The 23,210-nt window shown below is 39.8% G+C and carries 19 protein-coding genes; 10 read left to right on the plus strand and 9 right to left on the minus strand.

Going from position 1 to position 23,210, the window contains the following annotated elements:
* Window positions 1-4: 4 nt before the first annotated feature.
* Window positions 5-1,342, minus strand: coding sequence for a peptide-N-glycosidase F-related protein (locus tag L1S31_RS14480; RefSeq protein WP_236465502.1), 1,338 nt, complete (start codon window positions 1,340-1,342; stop codon window positions 5-7).
* Between the two features lie 154 nt (window positions 1,343-1,496).
* On the opposite strand from L1S31_RS14480, the gene L1S31_RS14485 reads away from it, so the two are divergent.
* The 3 genes from L1S31_RS14485 (at window position 1,497) to kdsB (ending at window position 4,335) form a co-directional block, all read left to right on the plus strand.
* Entirely contained in the window at window positions 1,497-3,077 is a 1,581-nt protein-coding gene (locus L1S31_RS14485) for a tetratricopeptide repeat protein (RefSeq protein WP_236465503.1), read from the plus strand.
* 72 nt (window positions 3,078-3,149) lie between these two features.
* On the plus strand, window positions 3,150-3,572 hold the full coding sequence (locus tag L1S31_RS14490; protein ID WP_236465504.1) for an EamA family transporter: 423 nt from the start codon (window positions 3,150-3,152) through the stop codon (window positions 3,570-3,572).
* 37 nt (window positions 3,573-3,609) lie between these two features.
* Window positions 3,610-4,335, plus strand: a complete 726-nt coding sequence (gene kdsB / locus L1S31_RS14495; RefSeq protein ID WP_236465505.1) for a 3-deoxy-manno-octulosonate cytidylyltransferase — start codon at window positions 3,610-3,612, stop codon at window positions 4,333-4,335.
* On the opposite strand, the gene L1S31_RS14500 is transcribed toward kdsB, so the two are convergent.
* Window positions 4,327-4,989 (minus strand): spermidine synthase, encoded by a 663-nt coding sequence (locus L1S31_RS14500; protein ID WP_236465506.1) that lies wholly within the window; start codon window positions 4,987-4,989, stop codon window positions 4,327-4,329. The two genes, kdsB and L1S31_RS14500, sit on opposite strands and share 9 nt — an antisense overlap.
* Window positions 4,990-5,049: 60 nt before the next feature.
* Between L1S31_RS14500 and L1S31_RS14505 the strand changes: the two genes are divergently transcribed.
* The 4 genes from L1S31_RS14505 (at window position 5,050) to L1S31_RS14520 (ending at window position 9,949) form a co-directional block, all read left to right on the plus strand.
* Window positions 5,050-5,604: a 1-acyl-sn-glycerol-3-phosphate acyltransferase gene (locus L1S31_RS14505; protein WP_236465507.1), complete on the plus strand. Its 555-nt coding sequence runs from the start codon at window positions 5,050-5,052 to the stop codon at window positions 5,602-5,604.
* A 9-nt stretch (window positions 5,605-5,613) separates the two neighbouring features.
* Window positions 5,614-6,750, plus strand: a complete 1,137-nt coding sequence (locus L1S31_RS14510; protein ID WP_236465509.1) for a M14 family metallopeptidase — start codon at window positions 5,614-5,616, stop codon at window positions 6,748-6,750.
* Window positions 6,751-6,802: 52 nt separating this feature from the next.
* A complete protein-coding gene (locus tag L1S31_RS14515) occupies window positions 6,803-7,285 on the plus strand; it encodes an Lrp/AsnC family transcriptional regulator (RefSeq protein ID WP_236465510.1) in 483 nt (160 codons plus the stop codon).
* Window positions 7,286-7,363: 78 nt separating this feature from the next.
* Window positions 7,364-9,949 carry a phosphoenolpyruvate carboxylase gene (locus L1S31_RS14520; protein ID WP_236465511.1) on the plus strand — a complete coding sequence of 862 codons (2,586 nt, stop codon included), beginning with the start codon at window positions 7,364-7,366 and terminating at the stop codon, window positions 9,947-9,949.
* Here the strand turns inward: L1S31_RS14520 and L1S31_RS14525 are convergent.
* Together L1S31_RS14525 and L1S31_RS14530 are read right to left on the minus strand one after the other, a co-directional pair.
* On the minus strand, window positions 9,946-11,307 hold the full coding sequence (locus tag L1S31_RS14525; protein WP_236465512.1) for an RCC1 domain-containing protein: 1,362 nt from the start codon (window positions 11,305-11,307) through the stop codon (window positions 9,946-9,948). The genes L1S31_RS14520 and L1S31_RS14525 overlap by 4 nt on opposite strands.
* A 124-nt stretch (window positions 11,308-11,431) precedes the next feature.
* Entirely contained in the window at window positions 11,432-12,088 is a 657-nt protein-coding gene (locus L1S31_RS14530) for a TMEM175 family protein (RefSeq protein ID WP_236465513.1), read from the minus strand.
* A gap of 61 nt (window positions 12,089-12,149) precedes the next feature.
* Here L1S31_RS14530 and L1S31_RS14535 point away from each other — a divergent pair, with 61 nt between their 5' ends.
* Window positions 12,150-12,668 carry a DinB family protein gene (locus L1S31_RS14535; protein WP_236465514.1) on the plus strand — a complete coding sequence of 173 codons (519 nt, stop codon included), beginning with the start codon at window positions 12,150-12,152 and terminating at the stop codon, window positions 12,666-12,668.
* 120 nt (window positions 12,669-12,788) lie between these two features.
* On the opposite strand, the gene L1S31_RS14540 is transcribed toward L1S31_RS14535, so the two are convergent.
* The 5 genes from L1S31_RS14540 to aroB form a co-directional block, all read right to left on the minus strand.
* Entirely contained in the window at window positions 12,789-13,217 is a 429-nt protein-coding gene (locus L1S31_RS14540; protein ID WP_236465515.1) for a DNA primase, read from the minus strand.
* Window positions 13,218-13,228: 11 nt separating this feature from the next.
* The gene (locus L1S31_RS14545) at window positions 13,229-14,203 is read right to left on the minus strand and encodes a deoxyhypusine synthase family protein (RefSeq protein WP_236465522.1); all 975 of its coding nucleotides are present in this window, start codon (window positions 14,201-14,203) and stop codon (window positions 13,229-13,231) included.
* Window positions 14,204-14,359: 156 nt separating this feature from the next.
* Window positions 14,360-15,763 carry a type III PLP-dependent enzyme domain-containing protein gene (locus L1S31_RS14550; RefSeq protein WP_236465516.1) on the minus strand — a complete coding sequence of 468 codons (1,404 nt, stop codon included), beginning with the start codon at window positions 15,761-15,763 and terminating at the stop codon, window positions 14,360-14,362.
* A gap of 58 nt (window positions 15,764-15,821) precedes the next feature.
* Window positions 15,822-16,001, minus strand: coding sequence for a hypothetical protein (locus L1S31_RS14555; RefSeq protein ID WP_236465517.1), 180 nt, complete (start codon window positions 15,999-16,001; stop codon window positions 15,822-15,824).
* 57 nt (window positions 16,002-16,058) lie between these two features.
* On the minus strand, window positions 16,059-17,126 hold the full coding sequence (gene aroB, locus L1S31_RS14560; RefSeq protein WP_236465519.1) for a 3-dehydroquinate synthase: 1,068 nt from the start codon (window positions 17,124-17,126) through the stop codon (window positions 16,059-16,061).
* An 89-nt stretch (window positions 17,127-17,215) separates the two neighbouring features.
* Here aroB and L1S31_RS14565 point away from each other — a divergent pair, with 89 nt between their 5' ends.
* Both L1S31_RS14565 and L1S31_RS14570 read left to right on the plus strand, forming a co-directional pair.
* On the plus strand, window positions 17,216-18,391 hold the full coding sequence (locus L1S31_RS14565; protein WP_236465520.1) for a proline dehydrogenase family protein: 1,176 nt from the start codon (window positions 17,216-17,218) through the stop codon (window positions 18,389-18,391).
* Between the two features lie 145 nt (window positions 18,392-18,536).
* A partial coding sequence (locus tag L1S31_RS14570; protein ID WP_236465521.1) for a beta strand repeat-containing protein occupies window positions 18,537-23,210 on the plus strand: 4,674 nt, incomplete at its 3' end.

Raw genomic sequence — 23,210 nt, forward strand, 5'->3', positions numbered from 1 at the left:
TAATTTATTCCTTAACAATCTTCTCCGTATTACTTCCTTTGTCAAATGTCATCCTCAAGAAATAAACACCTTTCGGCTGGTTGGAAATATCCAGTTTCAAATCGGTTGCATCGAGTTTTTGGCTCAACAGGATTTTACCCTGGATGTCAGTTAATTGATAGGTTCTTATCGCATCAGTGGATTGGACATTAATAAAATCTGCCGTTGGATTTGGGAAAATATCATAACTGTAAACATTAAATTCGTTTAGCCCAAGCGTATTATTCTGACCCTGCAAATACAAGGATACCGGAATGTAACCCTGAGCACCTACAAATACAGCGGTTGGAACGGTGATTTTAAAGGAATGATTTCCTGAAGCCATGTTTCCTAAATCGATGGTTCGGATTGGGATTACTGCCCCAGGACACCAATTGCTGAAAGACTGCCATTGCGCCGGAGTTCGTGGCGATGCTCCATAAATGCCATTAGCCTGTGTATTGTAAACCCTGTAAGGCTCACAGGTTAATTCTCCCGGTTTGTAATTCAGGACTTCTACGTCGTCATGGTAAATATAATGGAATCTTCGGTTGTATTCCTCACCACCGCTATTGGAACCATGGTTGGAAGTAATCAGGTAGTATTTGGCATTATCAACAGCATTGGGTAAAGTATAGTTGATGGTTCTTACAGTTTGGCCAATCACATCAGTGGCTCCTGCCTGATAATTGTTCAAATCCTTTTTGAAATTCAAAGGCAGCAAAAAAGTAGTGTTGGGAATAGTTGTATCTTCATTGGTAATAAAATCAAGAGTGCCGTAAAAAACATCATTCCTTCCGCTACATCCAGAAACCTGCGTTTGCGCGGCATACGGAACTCCAAAAACCTCAAATTCTACCCAAAAATCATAAACCAGATTCAGCGCGCTGTCTTTTAGGATTTTGGCAGCATTGTCTACATTAAAAACATAAGGAACGTCAAACGGGGAAATGTTCTTGTTCATAAACGGGGTGATGAAACGCCCTAATTCAATTTTTTGTGCTGTTGCGGTATTATAGGAAGCATCGCCTTTGGGTACCAAAACCAAATTAACATTGCCAATCCGGTCATAGTTATCACAGGCAGAAGTAATTAAAACGCTAAGCTGTAAGGTGCTTCCAACAGCAGCCAATTGTTCGGGCAATAATTTTGTGGTAAACAAATCATTTCGCAGCCTTATTACACCTGGAGTTGTAGGCTGATTGACAAGAGCGGCATAACCATCATAAAAAAGTTCATAGCTGTACACCGGAATGGTAACCTGGCATTTGGCAGAATTTAAAAATAAGGATGCTAAAAACAGGAATAGTAGTTTTGTTTTCATTGTAGAAGTAGTTAGTTTGTTGTTGGTTACAAACCTACGAAAAACAATTTTCATTTTAGGAATTATTGTATAGCCGCCTTAAAGTGTCGATATTATTATAGCTGTTGGTTTTATGCAATAGTTCTCTATATTTGGGTTTAATATTTTTATAACTATGAGGAAAAGGTTTTATCTGATGCTTGCTGTTTTGCTTTCGTTTTCTGCCCAGGCCCAATTTTCAAATGATGATTTCGAAATTGGAAGCAGAAAATACAATAACAAAGAATACAAGGAAGCGCTTGAAAATTTTGAAAGCGAGGTTAAAAAGCATCCTAATAATTACGAAGCCTATAATTTAATTGGAATGTGCTACTACAGAATGGGGAATTTTTTTGAAGCTCTTAGGAATTTCAATAAAACCTTATCCCTTAATCCAAGCTACAACAGGAGTTTTTATTTTAGTGCCGCTTCAAAAACCGCTTTGGCCGATTACAAAGGTGCTTTGGAAGATTTCGAAAAACAGGTCGAGTTATTTCCTTCTGACCCTATAAGTTATAACAATAGGGGAAATACTTTAAACGAATTGGAGCAATACGAAAGAGCGATAAAGGATTTTAATACAGCCATCAATTTGAATCCGCAATATGACGGCGCCTATTACAACAGGGGTCTTGCTGAATTCAATATGAAAAAATACGACGAAGCGTTGAAGGATTTTGATAAGTCAATAACGATGGATCCTGCGAAAGGCGACCGTTATATTTACAGGGCCAAGGCAAGATACAGTCTTAACGATATCAATGGCGGTTGTGCTGATTTAAATAAAGCCGCAGAATTAAACCAACGTAAATTGGATGTTGACTGCAAGATATGGCTCAAAGCGGACGATTTATTCGATCAGTCTAAAGAGAAGCGGGAACAAGGTGACTTTAAGGGTGAAATTGCCTTGCTTGACAAAGCCATTCTTATTTACCCTATCAAGGCTGAATTGCATGCCTGTAAAGGAAAAGCACTGGGCAATTCAAAAGATTTTGCCAACGCAGTTAAGAGTTTTGATAAGGCAATCAGTATTGATGCAAATTCCTATCTGGCCTTTTTGCACCGAGGCTATGCAAAAAGCCAATTGAAAAATTATAGTGGTGCGTTGAAAGATTACGATCAATGCATAATGATGAATAACTCCGATGACCAGAATTATTACAATAGAGGTGTTGCCAAATACAATTTAAAGGACTTTAGAGGAGCCTTGAATGATTTAGATATTTGCCTGCGGATGAACCCCAAAAATATGGATGGTTACTACTACCGCGGGTTTGTAAAGCAGGAACTTGGCTATTTTTCAGGTGGTGTTGAAGATTTTGATTTATTCCTTGCGTCCTCACCTTCAGATGAATTTGCACGCTGCGGCCGTGGATACTGCAAAATGAGAATGAACCAGTACGAAGAAGCATTGACAGATTTCGATGCCATTTTAGCAGTTAATCCAAACAGTATTAATACCCACGATTACAGAGGACAGGTTAAGGGAAGCCTTGCGGATTTTAAAGGAGCGTTGGAAGATTTTAATTTTGTTCTGCAAAAAGAACCCAATCGTAAACAGGCACTGATAAACAGGATAGCGGTTAAATTGGCACTTGATGACAAAACTGGCGCCTGTGAAGACTATAAAAAAAGCTTAAAGTTAAAGGATACAAAAGTAGACCAGGATGCGAACAACGCTGCGATTGTTAAGGAAATTGCAGAAAGTTGTAAATAAGGTTTTTGCTTCTCTCGGAAATCAGGCAAAATCTTAGTAACTTAGCTACTCATCAACTTAGTTACCTTAAAAATGAAAAACTGGATTCTCTATTCGCTGATTTCGATGTTTTTTGCCGGAGTAACTTCGGTGATTGCTAAAATCGGATTAAAAAATGTAAGTTCCGATACAGGCGTGGCGGTCAGGACCATATTTGTATTCCTGATTGTGTGGCTCAATGTATTCGTTTTTCAGTCGGTAAAGGATTTTAAAAACCTGACCAAGATGGATATTATCTACCTCGGAATATCGGGAGTTACGACTTCCTTATCGTGGATTTTCTATTACAAGGCCATTAAAATTGGAAATGTTTCGCAGGTCAATCTTATTGATAAAGCCAGTATTTTAATCACAATTGTATTGTCATTCGTTATCCTAAACGAGCAAATTACCTGGAAAACAGCAGTCGGAGGTAGTTTGATGCTGGCGGGACTTTTAATTTTGACATTGAAATAATCTCAGTAACTTAGCACACTTAGCAACAATACCAAAAATGAAAATCATCGCCGTCATTCCAGCCCGTTATGCCTCAACCCGTTTTCCTGCAAAGCTTATGCAGGATTTGTGTGGAAAAACAGTTATCCAGCGTACTTATGAATCTGCTGTGAATACTAATCTGTTTGACGATGTTTTTGTGGTGACAGATTCAATCCTGATTTATAACGAAATCATCAATAATGGCGGCAGGGCCATCATGAGTGTCAAGGAACACGAAAGTGGAAGCGACCGTATTGCCGAAGCTGTTGAAAACCTTGATGTTGACATCGTAGTGAATGTTCAGGGAGACGAACCTTTTATCAACAAGGAACCTCTGGCAAAAGTATTGGATGTTTTTCGGAATGACTATGATAGTAAAGTCGATTTGGCTTCGCTGATGTTTCAGATAACCGATGTGGCTGAAATTGAAAACCCAAATAATGTAAAAGTCGTCACCGACCAAAACGGTTTCGCGCTCTATTTTTCACGTTCTGTAATTCCGTATCCACGCGATGTGAATGCTGGTGTGCGTTATATGAAACACATTGGGATTTATGCTTTCCGCAAACAGGCATTGTTGGATTTTTACCGTTTGCCAATGAAATCGCTCGAAGCTTCCGAAAAACTGGAGCAGCTTCGTTACCTTGAATTTGGAAAAAGAATCAGAATGGTTGAAGCCAATCAGGGAAGCATCGGAATTGATACACCCGAAGATTTGGAACAGGCACGAAAACTACTGTAGTTTCTTTATTGTAAACAATTCGTTGTGGATTTCCACTTTCGGATACATCCTTAACGAATAATTCCCGTTGAATTTTGATTTGTAAACCTGGTTGCGCTCTTCCTGTTGGGTGTTAATCACCATCGTATTGAAAAGGATAAAACCATTCAGGTTCAACAGCGAATTAATCCGGTTGATGAAAAAATCCTGAAACAGGAAATTTGGCATCGTCGTATCCTGGAAAATATCAATGATGATTAAGTCGTAGGTTTTTTTGGTTTTCAATACAAATTCAAAAGCATCGTCAATCACGATTTCAAGATTCGGGATTTTATCCAATTCAAAATATTCATTGGCAATGCCTATCACGGCTTCGTCGATTTCAACGCCGGTAATCTGCCCTTTGAATTTTACTTCGTCAACCAATGTTTTAATCACGCTTCCGCCGGCAACGCCAAGTACCAAGATGCTTTCAAAATTGCGTACGCGTTCAAAACCTATATATTTCAAGCCTTTCCGAAGGATACGCTGCAGGCTTCCATAGGAGTAATTGGTACTTTTACTGTCCAAAACCAATTCGCCGTTATTCCAGGTGACCTCAAGCGATTTGCTCACTGAAGAGTTTTTCCTGTAAACGTTAATCGGAATGAAATAGCTGAACAGTTTTCGGACCATCAAATAAATATTTTTATCAAAAGTAAGACAGAAATACTAAATTTACGCAAAATATCTCCCATGCGACAACGACTTTACAAATTTATATTCTTTCGGTTACTCGGATGGAAATTTATTGGTTCAGTCGATCCCAACATCAAAAAATGTGTCATTATCGTGGTGCCGCATACTTCAAATTTGGATTTTATCATCGGATTGCTCGTTAGGGGAATTTGGAATATCAAGATTAATTTTGTGGGTAAAAAGGAATTGTTTGCCTTTCCGTTTGGGTATTATTTCAGAAGTGTTGGCGGTGCGCCCTTGGACAGAAGTGGTGGAAAGAACAATGTAGATGCTACTGTTGAGGTTTTCAATCAGCACGAAATTTTCAGGCTGGCCATGTCACCCGAAGGTACCCGAAAAAAAGTAACCGAACTCCGCACCGGATTTTATTATATTGCCCTAAAAGCCAACGTTCCAATAATTCCGGTTGCGTTGGATTATGGCAAAAAGGAAGTCAGGACAGGCAGTCCAGTTTATGTGACCGGCAATTATGAGGAAGATATGAAACAATTCATTTTGCCACATTTCAAAAACGCGATTGGAAAAATTCCGGAAAGAAGTTTTGAAGCTTAAAAATACATTATGGATTATCTACAACTACATCAGGACTATAAAGAACCATCAATTTCCGGGCGTTACATCACGCTGGATGATATTGAACCTTTACTGGAAAAACTTAAACCGGAAGTTATCGGTCAGTCCGTATTGGGAAAACCAATTTACAAGCTGGAATTAGGAACCGGTAAAATCCGAATCCTGATGTGGTCGCAAATGCACGGCAACGAAAGCACTACAACCAAAGCCTTATTTGATTTTATTAATCTCCTGCATTCGGGTTCTGATTTGGGTAAAAAGCTGTTGGGCGAATTTACCTTTTGCCTGCTGCCGATGCTCAATCCAGATGGAGCCAAATTGTACACTCGTGAAAACGCCAACGAAATCGATTTGAACCGCGATGCGCAAAATCTTTCCCAACCTGAAAGTGTTGCATTGCGAAAAACATTCGAAGTATTCCAACCTAATTATTGCTACAACCTTCACGACCAAAGAACAATTTATGGCGTTGGGCAGACCAACAACCCGGCTACGGTTTCGTTTTTGGCACCGGCCTACAACTTTGACCGTGATATTAATGAAGTTCGTACCAAAGCCATGAACGTCATTGTCGCTATGAATGAAATTTTGCAGCAGTTTATCCCCAACCAGGTTGGGCGTTTTGACGATTCATTTAATCTGAATTGCGTGGGTGATACGTTCCAATATCTGAATGTCCCGACAATTTTATTTGAAGCCGGGCATTATCAGGGAGATTATGATAGGGAAATTACCAGGAAGTATATTTTCATCGCATTAGTTGCTGGTTTACAATATTTTTACGAAAACGATATAGTTCACAATAAAATTGATGATTACGTGAAAATTCCGCAAAATAAAGTGGTTTTTTATGATTTTGTTTATAAAAATGTTAAAATAAATTATGACGGTATCGAAAAAAACAGCAACTTTGCATCTCAGTTCAAAGAAGTTCTAAAAAATAGCAAAATCACTTTTGAAGCAGAAATTGCCCAAGTGGATAATTTAGAGCATTATTTTGGTCATGTTGAGATTGACGCTCAAGGCGGAAGTTATCACGATGACAAAAATAATTTTCCGGAAATCGACGCAAAAGCTGATTTTAATTTAGGGAACATTAAGATTGTCAACGGAAACATTGCATAGTTAGTGTCTTTGAACTTCGAAATTTAAATGAGATTAATACAAAATGAATTATATGAGCAAGTTTAAACTAGACGAAGTAGACCACCAAATCTTGGACATGTTGATTGACAACACCAGAATCCCATTTACAGACATTGCAAAAAAATTGCTTATTTCTGCAGGAACGGTTCACGTAAGGGTGAAGAAAATGGAAGACCAGGGAATTATCATGGGTTCTTCATTGTCATTGGATTATGAAAAACTTGGATATTCTTTCATCGCTTATGTGGGTGTGTTTTTGAACAACACTTCACAAACCAAATTTGTATTGGAAAGAATCAACGACATTCCGTATGTAACTGTTGCACACGTAACTACCGGAAAGTTCAACATCTTCTGTAAAATCCGTGCAAAGGATACCAAACATGCCAAAGACGTTATCTTCATGATTGACGATATCGAAGGTGTTTACAGAACCGAAACGATGATTTCGCTTGAAGAAAGCATCAACGACAAAAAACGTTTGATGCACACTATTTTCCAGGAATTGGACTAGTCATCAGCTAAAATAAAAAACAGACCTCAAGTGCAAGCTTGAGGTTTTTTTGTACATTTAGAATTCAATTCTTCCGCCATGTATACCTTGCCAAAAATCGAGCGCTTCAATCAGAATGTGTTGTCAAAATACCACATCTACAACAGTGTGTTCATTACGCTGCCGTTTGACGCCATTGACAATACCGGAGTTTTACTGCCTTTGTTTTCTGAAGTGTGTGAGAATGGTTTTAAAAAGAATTGGTCCCCAAAAAAAATAGTCGATTTCTTTGCCGAAAAATACCTCGACCACGCCACTGAAGAACAGAAAATTGATTTGATGTTCCGGTTTATTCAATACGTGGAAAGGCAGATTGTGCTTTTTGATGCTATAGAAGATGCCGCTTTTCCGATTGTCAACAACCTCGAAGGAAGAGGGTCTTTGCGAGACATTAAGGAGAAATCAGAAGCCAAAGACAAGCATGATGAATTGATTAGCTTTCTGGAAACCTTTAAGGTCAGGACTGTGTTGACGGCACATCCGACGCAGTTTTATCCCGGCTCTGTTCTGGGAATCATCACCGATTTGACCGAAGCAGTCCGGCAGAATGATTTGCTCAAAATCAAACAATTGTTGGCACAATTAGGCAAAACACCATTCTTCAAAAAAGAAAAACCAACTCCTTACGACGAAGCAGTAAGCCTGGTTTGGTACCTCGAAAATGTATTTTATCAAACCATTGGCGAAATGATGCAATACCTTCAGAAGAATATTTTTGGAGGCAGTATCATCGAAAACCCAATAGTTAATTTGGGCTTTTGGCCTGGTGGAGACCGCGACGGGAATCCTTTTGTAACTCCCGAAATAACCCGAAAAGTTGCCGACAGGCTACGAAACTCCATCTTAAAATGTTATTATTTTGATGTTAAGGCGCTGCGGCGCAAACTCACGTTTAATGGTGTCGATTCGATTATCATAAGCCTCGAAAATCGATTGTATCGTTCAGTCTTTTATTCGCAGGGCGATATTTTCATTACGCTTGATGAATTAGCAATCGAACTCAACAAGGTAAAGCAAATCATAACCAACGAGCATCATTCGTTATACCTGGATGAGGTCAATCTGCTATTGCAGAAAATCAATCAGTTTGGGTTTCATTTTGCATCATTGGACATTCGTCAGAACAGCCACATACACAATCGGGTTTTTGATGATATTATTGCTTATCTGAAAAAGGAACAGGCTGTCAATTTACCTTCAGATTTTGACTCTTTATCGGAAAGTCAAAAAATGGAAATCATTGCCAAACTTCAGTTCGACCTGACTAAGCACACTTTTGAAAACGAATTGACCGCTTCCACTTTGGATACCATAAAACTGATGCGTGAAATTCAGGATAAAAGTGGCGAAAAAGGCTGTAACCGTTACATCATAAGCAATAATGAAAGCGCATTGAACGTAATTGAAACTTTTGCCATGTTCCGTTTATTAAATTGGGAAAATCCAACGGTTGACATTGTTCCGTTATTTGAATCGGTTGACGATTTGCAAAAAGCCGATGTTATTATGGAACAATTATACCAAAACGAAGTGTATCGAAACCATCTGAAACAACGAAATGATAAGCAAACTGTGATGCTTGGCTTTTCTGATGGAACTAAGGATGGCGGCTATTTAATGGCAAACTGGAGCATCTTCAAAGCCAAGGAAACCATTACAGAAGTTTCAAGAAAATATGGTATCAAAGTTATTTTCTTTGACGGCCGTGGCGGGCCACCGGCAAGAGGAGGAGGAAAGACGCACAAGTTTTATGCTTCGTTGGGTTCCACCATCGAGAATCAGGAAATTCAGGTTACGGTGCAAGGACAAACGATTAGTTCCAATTTTGGGACTTTGGATTCCTGCCGTTATAATTTGGAGAATCTGCTGAGTGCCGGTGTGGCTAACCAGGTTTTTAATAAGGATGAAAATAACCTAACGGATTCGGACAAAAAAATTATTGACGAACTGGCGGACATTGGCTATCAAAAATACCTCGACTTTAAGGCGCATCCAAAGTTCATCCCGTATCTTGAAAAGATTAGTACACTGACCTATTTTGCCAAAGCCAATATTGGAAGCCGTCCTTCCAAAAGGAACACCGATGATAAATTAAATTTTTCCGATTTGCGTGCCATTCCCTTTGTAAGTGCGTGGAGCCAGCTCAAACAAAACGTTCCCGGATTCTTCGGAGTAGGAACAGCACTCAAACATTATGAAGATACCAACCAGTGGGATCAGCTGCAAAGGCTTTATGACGATTCGTTATTTTTTAGGACTTTATTGGAAAACAGCATGATGTCGCTGGCAAAATGCTTCTTTCCGTTAACTGCCTATATGAAAGATGACGCTGAGTTTGGTGCCTTTTGGCAGATTATTTATGATGAATTCCTCGAAACCAAAAGATTGCTGCTCAAAATTGCCGGCCACAAAGAGTTGATGGAAAATTATCCCGATGGAAAAGCATCCATTGCAATGCGGGAACAAATCGTGATGCCTTTATTGGCAATCCAGCAATATGCTTCTTCGCAAATCAATGAAATGAGACGCACCAACAAAGTTGACGAAAAGCTCATGGGTGTTTACGAAAAACTGGTAACGCGTTCCTTGTTTGGAAACACCAATGCAGCACGGAATTCGGCTTAAATCTTTACAAACTTTAACTGATGGGTTTCAGCAATGGTCGTAATTTGTAAAAAATAGATTCCGTTTTGTAAAGTTTGAATATCAATGCCTTCAAACCCGTTTACCGAAACGCTTACGGCTTTACCCGTAACATCAAAAATCTGTCCTTTGACAAACACAACATTCGGACTTGCTTTAACATTTAAGTAGTGTTTTGTTGGATTTGGATATAATACCAATCCCTCATTGTTGGTAAAATCATTTGAGCCAAGTTGGGTACAAATTACTTCAGCGGGTGACCGCCTAATTTGGTTATCTCCCAAGCCCAGCCTGCCATCGTCATTATATCCGAAGGCAAAAAGGTTTTTATTTGAATTTAATGCTAGGGTATGGGCATACGAAAGTTGAATGTCAACCCAGTTTCTCCCAGCACCAACCTGCGTTGGGATTAATTTTGATGTTATTGTGGCACTTCCAATTCCGAGCTGCCCCAAACTGTTAGAACCCCAGGTCCATAACGTTCCATCCGATTTGATTGCCGCTGTATGATAACCGCCCGCATTGGCGTTAAGCCATTGTCCTGTTCCAATCTGAATCGGTTCATAAGAATCGTCATTGGTATTGTTCCCTAACTGTCCGTGTAAATTCCATCCCCAGGTCCACAATGTCCCATCAGTTCTAATACCTACGGTATGATGATAACCTGCATTGACCAATGTCCAATTGGTATCAGTTCCCACTTGGGTTGGAAAAGTGGTATTGCCCAATGTTCCCAACTGCCCGTAATCTGCGCTGCCCCAGGCCCAAAGTGTGCCATCAGCCTTAATTCCAAAAGAGGTTTGTTGCCCTGCAGATATAGAGACCCAATTCGTGCTGGTTCCAATTTGTATCGGATGGTTTTTGATTACCAAAGTCCCGTCACCCAACTCTCCAGCGTAATTGCTGCCCCAGGCCCATAAGGTTCCGTCGGTTTTTATGGCCAGTGAATGATAGGCTCCGCCCGCAACTTTTGCCCAGTTGGTTGCAGTTCCAATCTGTATCGGTGTATGGACGCCGGTAAAGCCATCGTTGCCAAGCTGCCCCGAAGAATTAGATCCCCAGGCCCATAAAGAACCGTCGAGCTTTATGCCCAACATATGGTTGTAACCCGTCGTAATTTCCTTCCAGTCAAAGTTACCGGCGACTAAAGTTGGTGAATTCCTGTTTGTCGTTGTTCCATCTGCAAGCTGTCCTTCAGGATTATAACCCCAGGTCCAAAGTGAACCATCTTCCTTAATGGAAACTGACTGCCCATTCCTGGCTGATATTTTTTCCCAGCATTGGGCATATCCATTTAAAAGTCCAAAAATAAATAACGCGGAATAGATAATTTTTTTCATGGCTTACAATTTAGGAAATAGACTACTCAAAGCTAAGTAATTTTTTGATTGTAACGCACTTACATTAAGTTATTTTTATCATTAAGCATTTGCCTTAATGGATATGACAAAAAAAACGAAGCTGCTATTTTTCTTTGTTTTCCCTTTGTGCCTTAATGTCTTTACTTCGTTGCCTGGCAATGTAAATGGTGATAAAAAAGAACACCGGAATCTTGAAGAACAAAAAGAAGAAGGCCAATTTAGGCATGAAGAAACTCAGTATCATGCACAATAATCCGTTGAGCATATCAAGATTGAACATGTCCCGGAAACGCTTGCGCTCTTCCTCGGTAATCTTTTCGGTATTGATAAAATCTTCCTTCAGGTTGGCACTGTCCCAAATAAAATTCTGGCAGCAGGCCAATGAAAAAATGTTCAGGCTGTATAAAAATATTGCCGGTGAATCCCCAAAATGGGTACTCAAAACACTCGTGGCAAATGGCAGCGTCACAATAAAAAACAACCATAAAACATTATAGGTCATCGTGCGGTCATTCATTTTATGGATGTAAGTATACATATTGTGATGCGTACGCCAAAAGGCTGCAATATTGATGAAGGAAAGAATGAATGCGAGGTAGTTTTTCCAAGGCAGTAACAAATCTTCAAAAGTAAGGTGATGGCTTTCGGGTAAATTGAGTTTTAAATCCAATGCCAATAACGTAATTGCAATTGCAACGATCGCATCGCTGAAAAACAGCATGCGCTCATACGGGATTTCTTTTTTGAGGTGTTCTTTCATCCTTACAAATTTAGATTATTTAATAAAAACTTCCATCTTTGTATGATAATAAACACTTCTCATGAAACCAACCGATTTAAAACCCGATGAATTTGCATCGTACTATGGTACCTATATCAATCAGGTATCCAATGAATACAATCTTGTGGAAGAACTCGAAATTTCGGTGCACCGATTGATAAAATTCGTGCAGAACATTCCATTAGACAAATTTGATTACCGTTATGCTGAAGGCAAATGGACCATAAAGGATATCATCCAGCATATCATAGATGCCGAACGTATTTTTGCCTATCGCGCTTTGCGTTTTGCACGCAATGATCAAACACCGTTGGCTAGCTTTGAGGAAAATAATTATGTTGATGAAGCCAATGCCAATAAAAGGAGCATCCAGGAATTGCTGACCGAACTTGCAGTCGTAAGACAGGCAACCTTATCACTTTTCAAATCCTTCTCCAATGAAGAATTGATGCGAAAAGGAATTGCTTCGAATAATCCGATGTCGGTGCGGGCTTTGGGTTTTGTCATCATTGGGCATCAAAACCACCATCAGCGCGTTTTTCAGGAAAGGTATTTATAACTACGTCACTTCGAGTGTTTTTGGCAAAGCCAAAAATGTATCGAGAAGCTCGAACTGACGTCAAATAAAAAATCCCAAACTCAATTTGAATTTGGGATTTTCTATTTTATAGGTAATCAATTATTCATCATCGTCTTCGTCTTCCACAAAGTTGTCCGAAGATTCGAAATCATCGTCGTCCTCGTCATCGTCACCATCATCATCAGAACCACCTTTGTCTTTTAGTAAATCTTCTTCCTCTTCTTCTGCATCAGGGTCAGATGGCATGTCATCGTCATCATCCAAATCCTTAATTGGATCGATTGGTTCCACTACTGAATCGATATCTTCTTCCTCGTCGAATTTTTCCATACGACTAGCAAGTTTGGTACTTACCTTTACTAAGTAAATGGTGTCTTCTGTTTTTACTTCAACGGCTTCAATCAACTCGTTTTGGGCATTTCTAAAACGAATGATGTCAGAGTCGTCATAACCTTCAGGAAACTTATCTACCAATAGGTTCAGGATGTCTCCGGTTAGTTTAGCATAGTCTACGATTATTCTTCTCATAAAAAAACTTTTTATAAATCTAGTAAGTAAGCAAATATTAAAGGTACAACAATCGTTGCATCCGATTCGACAATAAATTTGGGCGTATGTATGTCAAGTTTTCCCCAAGTGATTTTCTCATTAGGAACTGCTCCCGAATAGGAACCATAACTTGTAGTTGAATCTGAAATCTGGCAAAAATAACTCCAAAAAGGAACATCGTGCATTTCCATGTCCTGGTATAACATTGGAACCACGCAGATAGGGAAATCACCTGCAATTCCACCACCAATCTGGAAGAATCCAATACCTTTTCCAGAGCAGTTTTTAGTATACCAATCGGAAAGCCACATCATGTATTCAATTCCGCTTTTCATGGTTGTAGGCTGGAATTCACCTTTGATGCAATACGAAGCAAAGATGTTACCCATCGTACTGTCTTCCCAACCAGGAACAACAATAGGTAGGTTTTTCTCAGCTGCAGCAACCATCCATGAATCCTTTGGATCGATTTCGTAGTATTGTTGCAATACACCGGAATTGATCATTTGATACATAAATTCGTGCGGGAAATAACGCTCTCCTTTTGAGTTGGCATTATTCCAAATATCATATAAATGTGATTGTAATCTTCTGAAAGCTTCCTCTTCCGGAATGCAGGTATCGGTAACCCTGTTGTAGTGATTTTCCAATAAATCCCATTCTTCCTGTGGCGATAAATCCCGGTAATTTGGAACTCTTTTATAGGAATTGTGAGCCACCAGGTTCATGATATCTTCTTCAAGGTTGGCCCCGGTACAAGAGATGATGTGTACCTTATCCTGACGGATCATTTCCGCCAATGATTTTCCTAATTCAGCAGTACTCATAGCACCGGCAAGGGAAATCAGCATTTTACCATTGTCAAGCAAATGCTCTTCATATCCTTTGGCTGCATCAACAAGCGCAGCTGCGTTGAAATGAAGGTAATGTTTTTCTATAAATTGACTTATAGGTCCTTTACTCATTTTAGTAGTTGTTTTTTCCGCTGCCTTCCATAATTTGGTTAGCATCGGTGTTGTTTGTAGTTGCTGGGTTCAAAGAAAAACTTTTTTTCTAAAACTACAAACAGTTTTTATAATTTAATTTGGTTAAAAATTACAGTTGCATATAACTGTAATACTTTACTGTTTTTTCTCGTAGCCCAATATTTTCAAGACATCATCTGAACTTTGCTGTTCAGAGAAAACTTCGGTTGCTAAGATGCCATTTTCATCGCGGTCAATCAAAATGTGCTTTGGCTGTGGGATTAAACAGTGGTGCAAACCTCCAAAACCTCCAATGGTTTCCTGATAGGCACCTGTGTTGAAGAAACCAATATATAATGGTTTTTCCTTATTGTATTTTGGCAGGTATACCGCATTCATGTGTTGTTCGGAATTGTAATAATCGTCGCTGTCGCAGGTTAGTCCACCTAATAAAACCCTTTCATAGGTATCATTCCAACGATTCACCGCAAGCATTACAAAACGCTTATTGATTGCCCACGTATCGGGTAGTGTAGTAATGAATGAACTGTCAATCATGTTCCAGTTCTCTCTGTCATTCTGTTTCTTTTGGTATAAAACCTGATAGATCGCACCACCAGATTCCCCTACGGTAAACGAACCAAATTCAGTGAAAATATGCGGAACATCAATCTCGGCTTCATCACAGGCAATTTTGATCTGATTCACGATTTCGTCAATCATGTATTGGTAATCGTATTCAAATGCCAAAGAATTTTTGATTGGGAAACCACCACCGATATTCAAACTATCCAAAGTTGGACACTCCTTTTTCAGGTTGATGTATACTTTCATACATTTCAACAACTCGTTCCAGTAATACGCCGTATCACGGATTCCGGTGTTGATGAAGAAGTGAAGCATTTTCAACTCCACCTGTTTATTTTCCTGAATCTGTTTTCTATAAAAAGGTACGATGTCTTTGTATCCAATTCCAAGGCGCGAAGTATAAAACTCAAACTTTGGCTCTTCCTCAGCAGCAATACGGATTCCGATTTTGAATTTATTGGTAATCGATTCCTGAAGCAAATCCAATTCCTCGTAATTGTCAATGATAGGCACAGTTTTGCTGAAACCGCCATTAATCAATCGCGCAATGTTCTCAATATATTGTTCTCTTTTAAATCCGTTACAGATGATATAAGTGCTTTTGTTGATTTTTCCCTGCGCGATCAGGTTCTCCACAATATTAATGTCATAAGCAGAAGACGTTTCAATATGGACATTGTTCTTAAACACTTCATTCATAATGAAACTAAAGTGCGAGCTTTTGGTACAATAGCAATAGTAATATTTGGCATCGTACTTATTTTTCTCCATCGACTTCCTAAACCAGCCTTTGGCTTTGTTGATGTTATTGGAAATAGCCGGAAGATAGGTGAACTTTAATGGCGTACCATATTGCTCAACCAGTTTCATCAAATCGATATTGTGAAACTGAAGATGGTCTTTGTTTAATGTAAATTCCTCCTGTGGGAAGTAGAAAGTCTGGTTAATTAAATCGAAATATTTAGTGTTCATTGAAGTGTATAGATTATAGCGTTTATTTAAGTTGTAAAAACAAAGTAAAAGCTATAATTCAAACTCTAATATTTGCGTAGATAATCGGCAGTTTTTCCTGGAATAAATACCTGATTTGCGAACACATAGCAATAAAGTCGCTTTTTCCCCTAAAAGTATTGTCGGAAACCGCTAAGAAATCATTGCTGATTTCCTGGCTATAATTGCTGTAAATATAAGTGTTGGCACTTTTTTTCATCTGGGCAAATTTAAAAAATAATATTTTCGAAATGCAAGTAATAGCGTGAAAAAAATGTTAACTTTTATAATCTGCGAAAGATTTTATAATTAATTCATTTTCAACTTCTTGGTTGATTTTGATATTTCCAATTCCGTCCAGCAAAGCAAATTGGATTTTTCCGTACTCATTTTTTTTGTCGTGAATCAGTAAATCCAGAATTGGATTTAGGTCGTTTTCCTCAAAAACCACAGTTCCGAAAACCCTTTTGATCATCGTTTTTATTTCAAGGTATTCGACCGCTGAAATCAACCCTTTCTTCCAGGAGATATAGCTTTCCAAAATCATTCCGACAGCAATGGCTTCGCCGTGTAACAGGTTTTGTTTTTCTTCGTTTTCAAGGAAATAACTTTCAATCGCATGTCCTAAAGTGTGGCCAAAATTCAATGCTTTACGAATGCCGTTTTCGGTTGGATCCTGCATTACGATTTCGTTTTTAATTTCTATCGAGCGATAAATCAAACTATCAAAATCAGCAAAATCAACATTTGTTAAATCCCTGAATTCTGTCCAATACTTCGCGTCCAAAATTAAGCCGTGCTTTATCATTTCTGCAAATCCGGAACGGATTTCATTTTGCGGCAATGTTTGTAAATAGTCGGTATCAATCAGCACCATTTTTGGAACATTGATGACACCAATCTGATTTTTAAGGTTGCCCAGATCCACACCATTTTTACCTCCAACTGATGCATCGACCATCGCCAAAAGCGTCGTTGGAATATGGATGAAATCGATTCCGCGTTTAAAGGTTGAAGCTATGAATCCTCCAATATCGGTAATCACACCACCTCCAAGGTTAATCATCAGGGTTTTCCTGTCGGCGCCCAAATCGGTTAATATGCTCCAAATTTCCACACAGGTTGTGATGTTCTTTTCGCTTTCACCGGGCTCGATTTCAATGATTTCAATGGTTTTGTCGGTTGCCAATAAAGGCAGGAAGCCTGATAAACAATATTCGTTAGAGTGTGTGTCGACCAAAATAAAGATGTTGGAATACTTATTTTCCTCAATAAAAGTATTGAGAAAACCATATCCTTCATCACCGAAAAAAATTGGATAACCGTTGGCTTGTATAGATTGCATTTTTGCTAAAATTCTGGCTCAAAAATACTGTAAAAATTAATAAATAATCACCAAAGACTATTTATATTTGTCGCATTATTACAAAAAGGATGGAAAAGATTTTCGACAATACTAAAGTCGCGTTTGCACTGAAATCGGATACGGAACTTGACCGTGCTTATTTTTTATTCAAAATGATTGACAGCGAGCCATTAGTTCGAATAGGAACTGCGGTAACCAACTTTGCGCTGAAAGCACATTTACCTGTGGAAGGATTAATCAGGGCTACCGTTTTTGATCATTTTTGTGGCGGAACAACCGAGATGGACTGCCTTTCTGTAGTGGATAAAATGTATACCAAAGGCGTTTCGTCTGTGTTGGATTATTCGGTGGAAGGAAAAGAGGAGGAAGAGCAGTTTGATGCTGCTTTGGAAATGACCCTGAAAACGGTTGAATTTGCCAAAGAGCGAAAAGCCATTCCTTTTGCGGTATTCAAGCCAACAGGTTTGGGGCGTTTTTACCTTTATGAAAAAATAGGGGAAAAGCAACCATTGACTTTAGAAGAACAAAAAGAGTGGAACCGTGTGGTTTCCCGCTTTGATTTGATTTGCAAAACAGCTTACGAAAAAGATGTAGCGCTTTTAATTGATGGTGAAGAAAGCTGGATGCAGGACGCAGCCGATGATTTGGTTACCGAAATGATGCGCAGATACAACAAGGAAAAGTCCATTGTTTTCAATACGCTGCAGTTATACCGTTGGGATCGTTTGGATTACCTGAAGAAACTGCACGAACAGGCAAAAGCCGAAGGTTTCTTTGTTGGGATGAAGCTTGTTCGCGGAGCCTATATGGAAAAAGAAAACAAGCGTGCCGAAGAAAAGGGATATCCAACTCCAATCTGTGAAAGCAAGGAAGCAACCGATATCAATTATGATGTTACCATGTCTTATATGATGGATAACCTTGACACTATGGCAATTTTTGCAGGAACACACAATGAATTGAGTTCTTACAAAGTCATCGAACTAATGAAAGAGAAAGGCATAGCCAAAAATGACGACAGGATTTGGTTCGGGCAATTGTATGGGATGAGTGATAATATCAGCTATAATTTGGCAGAACATGGCTACAATGTTGCCAAATATTTACCTTTTGGTCCTGTTAGGGACGTTATGCCTTATTTGATTCGAAGAGCCGAAGAAAACACCTCAGTTGCTGGTCAGACCAGCAGAGAATTAAACCTTTTAAAAACGGAAAAGGATAGGAGGAAGGCTGACAAGCGCTAGAACGAAACCTCATTGTTATGAGGTTTTTTTATGCATTTTACCTTAAAATAATATTGTACTTCCATTAAAATCATATATTTGACTTTTGTTTTTTAACAAAAAATTAATAAATTTAATAAGCCCTAATAATACAGTTATTAAAAAAATGAAGATATTTACTTTTATACATAAGCTATTGTTTGTTGTGATAGCCTTAATTTCTTTACAATCATACTCGCAAAACCTTTTGGTTAACGGTGGTTTTGAAAGCGGTGGTGTAGGTGTTGGTTTTACTACAAACTATACGCTTCCTATAGCTCCTGGAAACAGCAATGCTGGGAATTACAACATTATTACCGACGCGTTTACGATGAACACTGCCAACTTTGGCCACGCAGGAGATTATCCTACAGGATCTGGAAGAATGATGGTGGTTGACGGTTCAGGAAGCGCCAGTACAAAAGTATGGGAGTTATTGAATGGAAATACCATCGGAGTGATAAGCGGAAGGACTTATGAATTTACCTATTATATTCGTTCCATATCGAGTCAGAACAACGTAAGCAATTCGGCAATTATTGATGTCAATACCAATGGGACAACGACGATTCCGCAATTAATGTCAGGACCGTCAATATGCCCTATTGGAAACCCATCGGCATGGACCAAAGTGGTTTACCGATGGACGGCAACCACAACAAATGCGCAGATTTATTTAACAGACAGCCAGACTTTTGGAACTCCGGCAGGAAATGATTTTGCAATCGATAACTTATCTCTTGTGGATATTGCGTCAATTTGCCAGACACCTGTTGCTACGGTGACTCAGCCAACATGTCCCACTCCAACGGGAACAGCTGTTTTTACAAGCCCGTTAAATACCAATCCTGCTCCTCTGGTACCTACGGATTTATTTATCTCTGAAGTAACAGACGAAAGTACGGGAGCGTTGTCCTACATTGAAATATATAACGGAACGGGAGCGCCAAAAAATCTAACAAATTATAAGCTTAAAATTTATAATAATGGTAACCCTGGACCTTCACTTAATTGTGATATTCCATTATTGGGGATACTGGCCAACAATGATGTTTTTGTTGTTTCGGTTGGTAATGTAACCAATCAGGGCGGAGTCATACCCGATATGGTTGTAAATCTATGCCCGGGTTTTAATACGAATGACAATGTACGTTTAACAACCAGTGCAGATGTATTGATTGATTTATGGGGAAGGACCGACGGAGTAGATTTTACTCCTAGTAACCAGGATGGCTACACATATAGAAGACTGGCCAACGTGATACATCCAAGTACAGTATGGAATCCGGCAGACTGGACAGCATTAGACCCACAGGATTATACGGATATCGGTAATTATGTGATGACTATTTATGAGTATAGCCTGAATTCAACAACCTATCAATCAAGTCCAACGTTTTCGGGATTACCTCCTAACACTACTTACAACAACGCAACAATAAGGGATGTAATTTCGGGCTGTGTTTCGGTGCCAATTACCATAACTATAAATGCTATTGCGCCATTGGCAGCACCAACTGTTGCTCCGGTAACCTATTGCCAAAATGCAACTGCGACTCCTCTTACAGCGACTCCTCTTACCGGAGCTACGCTAAATTGGTATACAGTGCCGGCACCTGGTGGTACGGCTTCAGCCACAGCTCCAACACCATTAACAACAGGAGCAGTAGGTTCTGTTGTACATTATTATGTAAGCCAGACCATTGGTACCTGTGAAAGCCCAAGAGCTGATATTGCAGTTAGCATAGTAAACAATACTCCAACAGCGGCACCTTTCTTATTTTGTGATGGCGCCAATACAACTACTACTTCAGTAGCTTTTGATTTCAATAATGTTGGGCAGACCAACTTCACTTATAGTTACAGCATCGAAGGTGGACCACCGGTTACCGGAACACATGTTTCACCTTCCCATTTTGATGTTCCTGTTACCGCTCCAGGACAGCAGGTTACTTTTACCATTACATGGAACGGTGTGTGTACGCCAAGTTTAACCAGGACTTGTTATGCAAGTTGTGTTACAACACCAGTCTTGTCGATTCATAATCCTGCTGCTGTTTGTGCACCAAATACTGTAGATATCACAGCTGCTGCCGTTACGGCTGGAAGCACCGGCGGTGGTACCTTGACTTACTGGACAGATTTAGCGGCTACTGTGCCATTGGCTAATCCGGCAACAATAGCTGTAGGCGGAACGTATTACATCAAAAGTGCTTTAGGAGCCTGTGATGATATTGATCCTGTAGTGGTTACTATAAATACACCACCATCATTAACTATTACAAATCCTACTGGGGTTTGCTCGCCAAATACGGTTAACATTACTGCAGCTGCAGTTACCGCTGGAAGTACGGGTGGAGGAACATTGACCTATTGGACCGACCCTGCTGCAACAACGGCATTAGCCAATCCATCAGCGGTTGCGGTGAGTGGCACTTATTATATTAAAAGTACTGCAGGAAACTGTACAGACATCGAACCTGTTTCGGTTACCATATTTACCACACCGGCATTAACAATAACAAATCCAGCTGCAGCTTGTTCGCCTGGAACTGTTGATATTACCTTGCCGGCTGTAACAGCCGGAAGCACAGGTGGCGGTACTTTAACTTACTGGACCAATGCAGCAGCAACCACTACTTTGGCAAACCCAACAGCAGTTGCTGTTAGTGGAACCTATTATATTAAAAGTACTTTAGGAACCTGTACAGATATTAAACCGGTAGCGGTGACTATAACAACAACACCATCGTTGACCATTACAAATCCGGCTGCAGTCTGTGCCCCAAATACAATCAACATTACTTTACCTGCAGTCACTGCGGGAAGTACCGGTGGAGGTACATTAAGTTATTGGACAAATGCTACTGCAACTACTGCTTTGGCAAACCCAACAGCAGTTGCTACAGCAGGAACTTATTACATTAAGAGCACTGTTGGAACCTGTACAGATATTGAACCAGTCACAATTACCATCAACCCAACACCATCATTAACTATTACAAATCCGGCTGCTGTTTGTTCGCCAAACACAGTTAATATCACTTTACCTGCGGTTACCGCTGGAAGTACAGGAGGAGGAACTTTGACGTATTGGAACAATGCAGCAGCTACCACAACATTGGCAAACCCTTCTGCAATTGCTACAGCAGGAACTTATTATATCAAGAGCACTTTGGGAGTTTGTTTTGACATCGAACCAGTAACGGTAACCATAAGCCCAACACCATCATTGACAATAACAAATCCGGCTGCGGTTTGTTCACCAGGTACCGTTGATATTACTTTACCGGCTGTTACTGCTGGAAGTACAGGAGCAGGAACATTAAGCTATTGGACAAATGCCACTGCAACTACAGCATTAGCGAATCCAGCTGCTGTTGGTGTAGGCGGAACCTATTACATAAAGAGTACAGTTGGATCTTGTTCGGATATTGAACCGGTGACAGTCACCATTAATCCGACACCATCATTAACTATTACAAATCCGGCAGCAGTTTGTTCGCCAAATACAGTCAACATTACTTTACCGGCAGTTACCGCGGGAAGTACTGGTGGAGGAACATTAACATATTGGACAAATGCGGCAGCTACGACTGGCTTGGCAAATCCAGCAGCAGTTGCTGTAGGTGGGACTTATTATATTAAAAGTACATTAGGTTCATGTTCTGATATCGAACCTGTAAGTGTTGTAATAAATACGACTCCGGTTTTAAGCATTACCAATCCGGCTGCTGTCTGTGCACCAAATGTAGTTGATATTACTGCAGCTGCAGTTACCGCTGGAAGCACAGGTGGAGGAACGTTAAGCTATTGGACAAATGCTACTGCTACAACTGCATTGGCTAATCCATCTGCTGTTGCCATAGGAGGTACTTATTATATCAAGAGTACTTTAGGAAGCTGTTCCGATATTGATCCGGTAACAGTCACTATTAATCCAACACCATCACTAACAATAACAAATCCGGCTGCGGTTTGTGCGCCAATTACCGTTGACATCACAGCTCCTGCAGTTACCGCAGGAAGTACAGGAGGAGGAACATTGAGTTATTGGAGCAATGCAATAGCAACTGTTGCCTTAACCAATCCGAATGCTATCGCCACAAGCGGAACTTATTATATTAAGAGCACATTGGGTTCTTGTTCTGATATCGAATCAGTAGTTGTTACCATTAATAACCCGAATCTTGTAATCACAAATCCACCGGCAGTTTGTTCGCCGGATACTGTTAACATTACGTCATCGGCTGTCACTGTAGGAAGTACAGGTGGTGGATTACTGAGTTACTGGACAGATGCTGCAGCTACAATACCTTTGGCAAATCCAAATGCGGTTGCGGTGGGAGGAACTTATTATATTAAAAGTACTGTTGGGACTTGTTTCGATATTGAAGCCGTAGTGGTTAGCATTAATGCCAATTTTACTGTGACTATTCCTCAGCCATTGCAAAGATGTGATCCCAACAATGATGGTTTTGAAACATTTGACTTAACACAGGTTATCAATACAATTACAGGTGGAAATACAACTTATACCGTGACATTCCATGAAACACCGGATGATGCGAATATTGGAGGAACCTCTATTCCGGTTCCGGCGAGTTATGATAATATCAATCCTTGGACACAGACAATTTACATTAGGGTAACTTCTACTACTTCTACCTGTTTCCAAATTATCCCGTTCCAGCTAATCGTCAACCGAACCCCAGAGGCTACAGAGCCTGCAGACTACCCGCTCTGCGATACCACAGGTGCGGTGCATTTCGAGGCCTTCAACCTGACGACAAGGATTCCT

It is taken from the genome of Flavobacterium wongokense (assembly GCF_021608265.1).
Classification (GTDB): Bacteria; Bacteroidota; Bacteroidia; order Flavobacteriales; family Flavobacteriaceae; genus Flavobacterium; species Flavobacterium wongokense.